This is a genomic window from Streptomyces sp. UF-297 (assembly GCF_058245575.1).
In genome coordinates, this window is the sequence record NZ_JBSIBZ010000081.1 from 36,076 (window position 1) to 44,044 (window position 7,969).

The window sequence follows — 7,969 nt, forward strand, 5'->3', positions numbered from 1 at the left end:
GGTCGTGCTGTCGTGCTGTTGTGTGCCGTGTCGACCCTTACGGCCGGTCCGTGCGGCCGGCCGGTGGAGCGATGCAGCGCGGCCGGTCCGTGCAGCCGGCCTGGTGTGCGGTGGTGCCACGGGGCCGGTCCGTGCAGCCGGCCCCTCGTGCTGTGCAGCGCGGCCGGTCCGTGCAGCCGGCCTGTCGTACTGACCCTTTCCTCCTGTCGGTGCCTGTGCCCTGGTGCGTCTCCCTTCCCTGCGCCTGCGTCTTTCCGCCGGCCCGTGCCGCCGTGTTTGCTCGCCGTCGCGGCGGGTTGGACCCACCGCCGTGACGGCGAGATACACCGCGGCACGGACCGCCCGCTTCGCGCGCCCTGGCGCCACCGGGCCGAAGGCCCGCCCGGCGCGCTCGGGCACAGGACCCGTTCAGCGGGCCGTGCGCTGCGCCCGCTGCGCCGCGCCCTGTGTCAGTGCGGCAACGGCGTGCGCGGCCGAGGCCAGCGTGATGTGCCGGTGCCATCCGCCGAAGGAGCGCCCGGCGTAGTCCCGGATGCCCACTTGGTCGGAGATCTCCTGGAAGTCGTGCTCCACCCGCTGCGTCAGCTTGGACAGCCGCAGCAGATCCGCGGGCGGCGCCGAGACCAGGTCGCTCAGCCACAGCTCGCCCGGCCACGGCCGGTGCCCGCCGAATCCCAGCAGCAGCAGGTCGCCGCGGGCCATCGGGCGCCCGTTGCGCACCCGGTGCGTGGGAATCCGTACCCGTACGGCGGCGGCCAGACTGGTGCGCGGGGTGCGCTGCCGGTCGTGGGCGCGCCAGACCACCGGGCGCCGCATGTCCCTGATGGCCTCCATGATCTGGTGGGCCGGGACCTCGGCGCCGCCGCTGGGCAGGGCCGGGTCGGCCACCGTCAGCGGGACGGTGGAGCCGATGCGTACCAGGAAGGGCACCCGGCCGGCCCGCAGCCTGCGCACGGTGGTGATGGCGTTGGTCTCGCGTGCGTCCAGCACCACGGGGCGGATCGGCAGGCCCCACTTGTGCATCATGCTCAGGCAGGCCTCCACCGCGCACTCGCCCAGCGACTCCGGTGCCACCGCGTCGGGGATCGCGGCCCGCCGGCGTCGCTCGCTGTCCTCCAGCCAGGCCGGGGACAGGTGCAGGCGCCAGTTGACGGGGTGGCTGCGGCCGTCGGCCGCCGACCAGACGCCGATCGCCTGCTGTGCGTTCATGACCTGGCCCAGGGACGGGAAGAAGTGCCGGTCCACGCCCACCGAGTTCTCCCCGGCCTTGGGGATGACCATGGTCTGCGCGACCCACGCCCGGGGCGGGTTGGCCCGCGCCAGGTAGTGGGCCAGCGCCCGGCGGACCGGTACCCAGTCCCAGGCGGAGCTGGAGACGAAGTGGTGCAGGCTCTGTTCCGTGGCCTGCCCGCCGATCAGCGTCGCGATGTTGCGGACCGACTTGCGTCCCTCGGCGCCCAGGAGCCCCTGGAGGTACTCCATGCCCTTGCGGCGCTGGTCGCTGCGCGGCAACGATGTGAAGAGAGTCGCGCACAGTTCGGCAAGGACGACGTCGCTGTTGTCAGCGAGCTGCCGGTCCTGGACATTTCCTATTGCTTCCCTTGCGTGCAGGACAGCTCCACCCATGTTCCCCATCCCGTCAGGCGATCCGCTTCCTTTGCCCTACCAAGGTGCGGGTGCGCCAGGGGGTTGGCCCAGGTGTGCCGGACACCTGACTCGGGGGTGGTGTGGTGGGCGGGCCACCGTAACCACCCCCGACATGCCCGTGATTGCCGGAATTCATGGCCAGGGGGGTGTGCCCGGAACACCGCACCGGGTGGTTCGTACCGAAAAGCGGGAAATGCGAGCCGGGGACCGGCGGTGCGCCGGGCCTATGGAACGACGGCGATGCCCTCGATCTCCACCAGCGCCGCCTCGTCCCACAGGCGGGTCGCCCCGATCACCGCCATCGCCGGATACGCGCTGCCGACCAGGCGCTTCCACACCTGCCCGATGGCCCGGGCGTTGCGGCGGTAGTCGGCGACGTCGACGGCGAAGACGGTGAGTTTGGCGAGGTCGCCGGGGGCGGCGCCGGCCGCCTCGGCGGCGGCCAGCAGATTGTCCAGCGCCCGCTCGAACTGCTCGACGATGCCGTTGCCCACGATGCGGCCGTAGCCGTCCAGCGCGGTCTGCCCGGCCAGGAAGACCAGGGTGCCGGGCGCCGGGACCCGTACGGCATGGCTGAAACCGGTTGCCGGAGCGAGCTGTTCGGGGTTGACCCGCTCCAGCCGCCGCTCCCCGCCGCTTCGCTGCTGCTCGCTGCTGCTCATGCCCGGTGGGTTCCCTCCGCCGCCAACTCGTACCGCACGCCAAGGGATTGAAGCGCTTCCTGCTCCGCCGCGGGAAGCTCCCGGTCGGAGATGACCAGATCGAAGTCGGTCAGTGGCGCGAGTTCGTACAGCGCCTGGCGGCCGAACTTGGAGTGGTCCACCAGCAGCACCTTGAACCGGGCTGCGGCCATCAGCGCCCGCTTGACCAGGACGTTGTCCTGCGTCTGGTGGTAGCAGTGGCCGTTGTCGACCGCGGAGGTGGACAGGAAGGCGATATCGGCGCGCAGGCTGCGGGCGCTGTCGGCGGTGGAGATGCCCAGGAAGGAGTTGAAGGCGGCGTGGTACTCCCCGCCCAGCGCGATCATCCGGATGTCCGGCTCCTCGGCGAGGTCGTTGATGACCTGGAGGGAGTTGGTGATGACGGTGTACGCGCCGCGCGAGGCCAGCGAGCGGGCCAGCGGCAGGCCCGTACTGGAGTCGTCGATGATCACCGCCTGGCCGGGCTCGGCCAGCTCCAGCGCGGCCGCGCAGATCGCCTCTTTCGCGGCCACCTGCTCATTGCCGCGATAGCGCGCGTTGGACTCGAACAGGGCGCTGGGCGCGGCGGTCGCGCCGCCGCGCACCTTGCGCAGCCAGCCCTGGTGCTCCAGCGTGTCCAGGTCCCGGTGGACCGTCATCTGGCTGACGCCCAGCTCCTGGACCAGCTCCTCGATGGTGACCTGGCCCTCGGCCAGCACCCTCTCCGCGATCCGCTTGCGCCGGTCCTTGGGGTTCAGCTTGGCAGCGGGTGCCGGGGACTGCTGACCGTCCCCGTCCGGCGCCCCTTCGCTCTCGGCCAACGCCGATCCCTTCTCCCATGCCACACCGCCGCACGGCTGCCGGCGGGCCTCACCACGGCTCCTGCGCGTCCTTACGCGTCCTTACGCGGGCGAGTTTAGGCCGTGGCCACTCTCCGCCAGGATTCCCCGGCCGTCCAGGGCGCCGTGCGCCGCGTACGCGCCGAAGCCGCACGTACGCCCCGGTACGGGCCCCGTAAGGGGCGCGGGGCCGTGTCGGCATGCGGCTCCGCCGCGTGGGCGCGCCCGGCCCCGCCAGCCCGCGCTCTCACGACTCCGTTCCCGCGCGGAGCGCGGATGCGCCCCGCCAGGCGTCAGACGCCGTGCGCCCCGGACCCGCCGCCCCGGCGCGCACCCGTCACTTGGCGTCGGCGTAGCACTCCACCACCGCCGTGGTGAACGGGAACCGCACCGGCGTCGCCCCGAACGCGATCCGCCCCGCCAGCGCGGCGGCGGCCGCCACCGCCTCGGCGACCGCCGCCGCCTCCTCCTGCGGGCAGTGCACGATCACCTCGTCGTGCTGGAAGAAGACCAGCTCGGCACGCATCCCGGCCTCCGCCAGCGCCCCGCGCAGCGCGGCCAGCAGCAACAGCGCCCAGTCGGCGGCGCTGCCCTGCACGACGAAGTTACGGGTGAAGCGGCCGCGCGCCCGGGTGCCCGCCGTGCTGGCGTACGCGGGCGCCTCCTCCTGCGGCAGGCCCGCCTCCTCCGGTGGCGCCACCGAAGCGGGCGGGCAGGTGCGCCCCAGCCACGTGCGCACCAGGCGGCCCTCCTCGCCCGCCCGCGCCGCCTCGTCCACATACGCCACCGCCGCCGGATAACGGCGCCGCAGATCGGCCAGGTGCTTGAGCCCGTCGCCGGAGGTCTGGCCGTAGATCGCCCCGAGCAGCGCCATCTTGGCCCGGTCGCGGTCGCCGCCGAAGGCCCGCGCCGCCAGGTCGGCGTACAGGTCCCGGCCGCTGCCCGCCACGTCCATCAGCCCGCGGTCACGGGAGATCGCGGCCAGCACCCGCGGCTCCATCTGGTCGGCGTCGGCGACCACCAGCCGCCACCCCGGATCGGCGACCACCGCCCGCCGGATCACCTTGGGAATCTGCAGCGCGCCGCCGCCGTTGGTGGTCCAGCGCCCGGACACCGTCCCGCCGGGCAGGTACGCGGGCCGGAACCGCCCCTCGCGCACCCACTGCTGGAGCCAGGCCCAGCCGTGGGCGGTGTGCAGCCGGTAGAGCGTCTTGTACTCCAGCAGCGGCGCGACGGCCGGGTGGTCGATCTCCTGCAGCTCCCACTTGCGCGTCGAGGTCAGCGAAATCCCCTGCCGCGCAAAGGCCTTGACGATCTCCGCGGGCAGGTCGGGGCGCACCCGCTCCCCGAAGGCCCGGGACACCTCCTCGGCCAGCTCCGCCATCCGCCGGGGCTCCAGCCCGCCCGGATAGCGCCCGCCCAGCAGCCCGTCCAGCAGCTCCCGGTGCAGATCGGCCCGCCAGGGGATACCCGCCCGCCCCATCTCGGCCGCGACCAGCATCCCCGCCGACTCCGAGGCCAGCAGCAGCCGCATCCGCTCCGGGTGCTCGGTCTTGTCCGTACGGGCCACCTGGGCCGCGTACACCTCCAGCAGCGCCGCCATCTCGTCCGTCCCCGGCGGCAGCGGTACGGGCCCCGGCTCGAACAGCGAGGCCTGGGTCTCGGCCGTACGCACCGGCGGGTCCTCGGGCACCGGCAGCCCGCGCAGCCGCGCCCAGGCGGCGGCCAGCGACCGGGGCTGCCCCGACTGCCCCTCCTCATGGCCGATCAGCAGCGCCTCGGCGGCCTCCACGTCGTAACAGCGCTCGACCCGCACGCCGGCCGCCAGCAGCGGGCGGTAGATCTCCGCGGTGGACCGCCACACCCACCGCCCGACCTGCGGCCGGGAGCGCACCGCCGCCGCCAGGCTCGGCTCCTGGACCACCGGCCCCGCGGGCCGCCCCGCGTCGTCCAGCGGGCAGAGACGGGCACCCCCGTCGCCCGTCTCCACCACTGCCCATCTCATGCTCGTGAGTCTGCCACCGAGGTCTGACAACGGGCCGCACACGCGTTCAAGACACGGCGCCCGCCGCCCCCGACACTGCCCCCATGGACACCCACCCCACGCAGCCCGCGCCCGTGAACGTGGCCGAGGCGCTGGCCTCCTTCACCGACGTCTACAGCCCCCGCATCATCGCCCGGGTGAACGACTACGACGTCCGGATCGCCCACACCAAGGGCGACCACGTCTGGCACGCCCACGACGACACGGACGAGTTCTTCCTCGTCCTGGACGGCCGCTTCGACATCGCCCTGCGCACTCCCGACGGCACCGAATCCACCGTCCGCCTCCACCCCGGCGACACCTTCGTCGTCCCGCGCGGCACCCTCCACAAACCCTCCTCGCCCGGCGCCGCCATCCTCATGCTCGAACCCACCGGCACCCTCACCACCGGCACCCGCCCCACCCCCACCGTCCCCACCCACGTCGACACGACCACGGGCCACACCTGGGTCTGACACCCGCGGCGGGGCCTGCGGGCCTCATGCCGTACGCAGCGTCAGGCCCCACTCCCTGCCCGTGCTCGCGCCCAGGTGGGCGACCTCCGACTCCAGGGCGGCGGGCGGCAGTTCGCGTTCCTCCTCGAAGCGGGTCACCTCCACCACGCCGTCGCCGAACTCCCAGACGCCCACGACCCGGCCGCCGTGCACCACCACCGGCGAGATCCACCCCGCCGCCCGGCTCACGGCCTTGCGGCGCGCGGGGGCGATCAGCCGGGTGTCGGAGGTGCCGGGGCCCAGGACGTACTGGTCGAACCCGGCCAGCAGGCGCAGCTCCTCGCAGGGCCGGATGCGCGCCAGCGCCTCGGCGTCCGAGCGCAGCGCGTACGCCCCGCCCACGCCGTCCACTTCCACCTCGACCAGCTGCTCGCCCAGCGCCGCGAACCACTGTCTCAGTACGGCCTTGCGGGTGGCGCCGCGCAGCAGCCAGGCGTCGAACGCGGCCGGTGTCGCGGGGCCGTGGGCCCGCAGATACGCGGGGATCACCACCTGGGCCGCCTGTTCCGGCTCCGGCAGCCCGGCCCAGCCCGTGACCCACGACCGCGGCGCCGTGAAGGTGACGTTGGCGCCTCGCGCCGGCCCCTGGCACAGCCGTCCGGTCCAGGCCAGCGGCTTGAGCACGGTGCTCCAGCCGGAGCGCAGCTGCTCGCCGAGCCCGCCCAGCCCGTCCTGCGCCAGCACCGCGTCCGTCAGCTCCTGCCGGGTCAGCACCTGCCCGTCCAGGATCGCGTCGACGGCCTCGCCCAGCGCCTCCATCTGCGCCGGACTCACTCCGAAGGCCTTCTGCCACGCGGCCTTCTCCCAGGTCCGCGCCGCGCCCAGCAGCGAGAGATACGCCCCCATGTCCTGGGCGGTCAGCAGATGCAGGGTCCCCCGCATGGCCCAGGTCCTGACCACCGAACGCGCCTCCAGGGCCGCCGCCACGGCCCCCGGCTCCGGCTTCTTCTGCCGCGTGGCCACCGCCAGCGCCGCCGACGAGGCGACCTGCGCCTGCACACCCGCCAGCCGCCCGACCACCCCCTGCACCCGCTCGCTCCCCCTCGGCGCAAGCCCCTGCTGCCGCAGCCGCCAGGCCATCACCTGCTCGTGCGACACCCGCACCACATCACCCGCTACCGTCCCCATCCCCCCATTGCACACCACGCCACTGACAACACCCCGCCCGCGCGCCCGGGACATGTCCGGGAGGGGGAAGCGGCACGCATGCCCACAGCTGAGCCCGCCCCCGCGCCCGGGACCTGCCCCGGCAACACCCCACCCGCCACCCGACGTTGGCCGGTTCGCCCCTCCTGGCCCACGGCCCCCGTGACGGGAAAATGCGCCAGCACGGCAGCCGCCCGGCCCCACCGTCCCGTTCCGGTGCGGCAGCGCGACATTCCTGACGACAAGGACCCCGCATGCCCACCGCTCACCGCACCATCGGATCAGGCCCCCGCCGAGTGATCGTCCTGCACGACTGGTTCGGCACCACCGCCAACTGGGGCTCGGTGCTGGACTACCTCGACCGCGAGGCCTTCACCTACGCCCTGCTCGACTACCGCGGCTACGGCGACCGCAAGGACGTTCCCGGCCGTTACGACATCCCCGAAATAGCCGACGACGTCCTCACCCTGGCCGGCGAACTCGGCTGGGAGCGCTTCAGCCTGGTCGGCCACTCCATGGGCGGCAAGGCCATCCAGCAGGTACTGCTGCGCGCCCCGGACAAGGTGGAGCGCCTGGTCGGCATCGCTCCCGTACCGCCCGGCCCGTTCCCCATGGACGACGAGGCCCGCGCGCTCTTCTACGGCGCCCCCGACGACGCGGGAAAGCGCCGCGTGATCGTCGACCTGGTCACCGGCAACCGCGCGAGCCCGGCCTGGCTGGACCGGATGGTCCGCCACTCCCTGGGCATCTCCCGCAAGGAGGCCTTCGCCGGCTACCTGGCCAGCTGGCAGACGCTGGACCTCGCCGACGCGGTGAAGGGCAACGAGACCCCCGTCCTGGTCCTGGTGGGCGAGTACGACGTCGCCATCACCGCCGACCTCATGCGCTCCACCTGGCAGACCCAGTACACCCGCGCCGAGGTCGTCACCCTCCCCGGCACCGGCCACTACCCACCCCAGGAAACCCCCGTAGCCCTGACCACCACCATGGAGAACTTCCTGCGCACCTGACCACCCACAACACCCCCCACCCACCTGTCTTTTCCCACCCACAACACCCCCCACCCACCCGTCTTTTCCCACCCACAACGGGAGGGGGCGGGGGTGCGGGGTGGGGTCC

General features: G+C 73.5%; 7 protein-coding genes. 2 read left to right on the plus strand and 5 right to left on the minus strand.

Going from position 1 to position 7,969, the window contains the following annotated elements; all coding sequences use genetic code 11:
* Positions 1–408: 408 nt before the first annotated feature.
* The 4 genes from AC4IJH_RS33920 to AC4IJH_RS33935 form a co-directional block, all read right to left on the minus strand.
* Complete coding sequence (locus AC4IJH_RS33920) at positions 409–1,626, minus strand: IS701 family transposase (RefSeq protein ID WP_490855790.1); 1,218 nt, start codon at positions 1,624–1,626, stop codon at positions 409–411.
* A gap of 245 nt (positions 1,627–1,871) precedes the next feature.
* The gene (locus tag AC4IJH_RS33925; protein WP_490855791.1) at positions 1,872–2,309 is read right to left on the minus strand and encodes a RidA family protein; all 438 of its coding nucleotides are present in this window, start codon (positions 2,307–2,309) and stop codon (positions 1,872–1,874) included.
* Positions 2,306–3,148 (minus strand): DeoR/GlpR family DNA-binding transcription regulator, encoded by an 843-nt coding sequence (locus AC4IJH_RS33930; protein ID WP_490855792.1) that lies wholly within the window; start codon positions 3,146–3,148, stop codon positions 2,306–2,308. The genes AC4IJH_RS33925 and AC4IJH_RS33930 overlap by 4 nt, the downstream gene beginning before the upstream one ends.
* Positions 3,149–3,503: 355 nt before the next feature.
* Positions 3,504–5,171, minus strand: coding sequence for a bifunctional 3'-5' exonuclease/DNA polymerase (locus AC4IJH_RS33935; RefSeq protein ID WP_490855793.1), 1,668 nt, complete (start codon positions 5,169–5,171; stop codon positions 3,504–3,506).
* Between the two features lie 83 nt (positions 5,172–5,254).
* Here AC4IJH_RS33935 and AC4IJH_RS33940 point away from each other — a divergent pair, with 83 nt between their 5' ends.
* On the plus strand, positions 5,255–5,665 hold the full coding sequence (locus AC4IJH_RS33940) for a cupin domain-containing protein (protein ID WP_490855794.1): 411 nt from the start codon (positions 5,255–5,257) through the stop codon (positions 5,663–5,665).
* Between the two features lie 24 nt (positions 5,666–5,689).
* On the opposite strand, the gene AC4IJH_RS33945 is transcribed toward AC4IJH_RS33940, so the two are convergent.
* Positions 5,690–6,832, minus strand: a complete 1,143-nt coding sequence (locus AC4IJH_RS33945; protein WP_490855795.1) for a DNA glycosylase AlkZ-like family protein — start codon at positions 6,830–6,832, stop codon at positions 5,690–5,692.
* Between the two features lie 272 nt (positions 6,833–7,104).
* Between AC4IJH_RS33945 and AC4IJH_RS33950 the strand changes: the two genes are divergently transcribed.
* Positions 7,105–7,860 carry an alpha/beta fold hydrolase gene (locus AC4IJH_RS33950; protein ID WP_490855796.1) on the plus strand — a complete coding sequence of 252 codons (756 nt, stop codon included), beginning with the start codon at positions 7,105–7,107 and terminating at the stop codon, positions 7,858–7,860.
* The last annotated feature ends 109 nt before the right edge of the window (positions 7,861–7,969 follow it).

Bases quoted from the DNA above. Each gene is read 5' to 3' on its own strand.
- AC4IJH_RS33920 (WP_490855790.1), bottom strand. From the start codon at position 1,626: ATGGGTGGAGCTGTCCTGCACGCAAGGGAAGCAATAGGAAATGTCCAG.
- AC4IJH_RS33925 (WP_490855791.1), bottom strand. From the start codon at position 2,309: ATGAGCAGCAGCGAGCAGCAGCGAAGCGGCGGGGAGCGGCGGCTGGAG.
- AC4IJH_RS33935 (WP_490855793.1), bottom strand. From the start codon at position 5,171: ATGAGATGGGCAGTGGTGGAGACGGGCGACGGGGGTGCCCGTCTCTGC.
- AC4IJH_RS33940 (WP_490855794.1), top strand. From the start codon at position 5,255: ATGGACACCCACCCCACGCAGCCCGCGCCCGTGAACGTGGCCGAGGCG.
- AC4IJH_RS33945 (WP_490855795.1), bottom strand. From the start codon at position 6,832: ATGGGGACGGTAGCGGGTGATGTGGTGCGGGTGTCGCACGAGCAGGTG.
- AC4IJH_RS33950 (WP_490855796.1), top strand. From the start codon at position 7,105: ATGCCCACCGCTCACCGCACCATCGGATCAGGCCCCCGCCGAGTGATC.